We start from the raw sequence: 1,588 nt of genomic DNA on the forward strand, positions 1-1,588 counted from the left end.
CAATTCATTGGAATAAGCTGTTTTAAGTGCTATTATTTCAATTGTGATATTTTTAAATCAAATGGAGGGTAATCTAAATGTCAGATAACAAAATTAACATCGGTTTAGCAGTTATGAAGATTTTAGAATCTTGGGGAGCAGATACTATTTACGGTATTCCTTCAGGTACTTTAAGTTCATTGATGGACGCGATGGGTGAAGAAGAAAACAACGTTAAATTCCTACAAGTGAAACACGAAGAAGTAGGTGCTATGGCTGCTGTAATGCAAAGCAAATTCGGCGGTAACCTAGGTGTTACTGTTGGTTCTGGTGGTCCAGGTGCATCTCACTTGATTAACGGTTTATACGATGCAGCAATGGATAACATTCCAGTAGTTGCGATCTTAGGTTCTCGTCCACAACGCGAATTAAACATGGACGCTTTCCAAGAATTAAACCAAAACCCAATGTACGACCACATTGCAGTTTACAACCGTCGTGTAGCTTACGCTGAGCAATTACCAAAATTAGTTGACGAAGCGGCTCGTATGGCTATCGCTAAACGTGGTGTAGCAGTTCTAGAAGTACCTGGTGATTTCGCTAAAGTTGAAATCGACAACGACCAATGGTACTCATCTGCAAACAGCTTACGTAAATATGAACCAATCGCTCCAGCAGCACAAGATATCGACGCAGCAGTTGAATTATTAAACAACTCTAAACGTCCAGTAATCTACGCTGGTATTGGTACTATGGGCCACGGTCCTGCAGTTCAAGAATTAGCTCGTAAAATCAAAGCGCCAGTTATCACTACTGGTAAAAACTTTGAAACTTTCGAGTGGGACTTCGAAGCGTTAACAGGTTCTACTTACCGTGTAGGTTGGAAACCAGCTAACGAAACAATCTTAGAAGCAGATACAGTATTATTTGCTGGTTCAAACTTCCCATTCTCAGAGGTTGAAGGTACTTTCCGTAACGTGGATAACTTTATCCAAATCGATATTGATCCAGCTATGTTAGGTAAACGTCACCACGCTGATGTTGCTATCTTAGGTGATGCTGGTTTAGCAATCGACGAAATCTTAAACAAAGTTGACGCTGTTGAAGAGTCAGCATGGTGGACAGCTAACTTGAAAAACATCGCTAACTGGCGTGAATACATCAACAAGTTAGAAACTAAAGAAGAAGGCGACTTGCAATTCTACCAAGTGTACAATGCAATCAACAACCACGCTGACGAAGATGCAATCTACTCTATTGATGTTGGTAACTCAACTCAAACTTCTATCCGTCACTTACACATGACACCTAAAAATATGTGGAGAACTTCTCCATTATTCGCAACAATGGGTATCGCTATCCCTGGTGGTTTAGGTGCTAAAAACACTTACCCAGATCGTCAAGTTTGGAACATCATCGGTGATGGTGCCTTCTCTATGACTTACCCAGATGTAGTAACTAACGTACGTTACAACATGCCTGTAATCAACGTTGTATTCTCTAACACTGAATATGCCTTCATCAAAAACAAATATGAAGACACTAACAAAAACTTATTCGGTGTAGACTTTACAGATGTTGACTACGCTAAAATCGCTGAAGCACAAGG

The 1,588-nt window shown here is 40.3% G+C and carries 1 protein-coding gene; it reads left to right on the forward strand.

Annotated elements, in window-relative coordinates:
- Positions 1-77: 77 nt before the first annotated feature.
- Positions 78-1,588 (forward strand): pyruvate oxidase (gene spxB / locus ACRCJ0_RS13730; RefSeq protein WP_431390787.1); only part of this gene is annotated, 1,511 nt, incomplete at its 3' end.

Source organism: Aerococcus sp. L_32 (genome assembly GCF_050689315.1).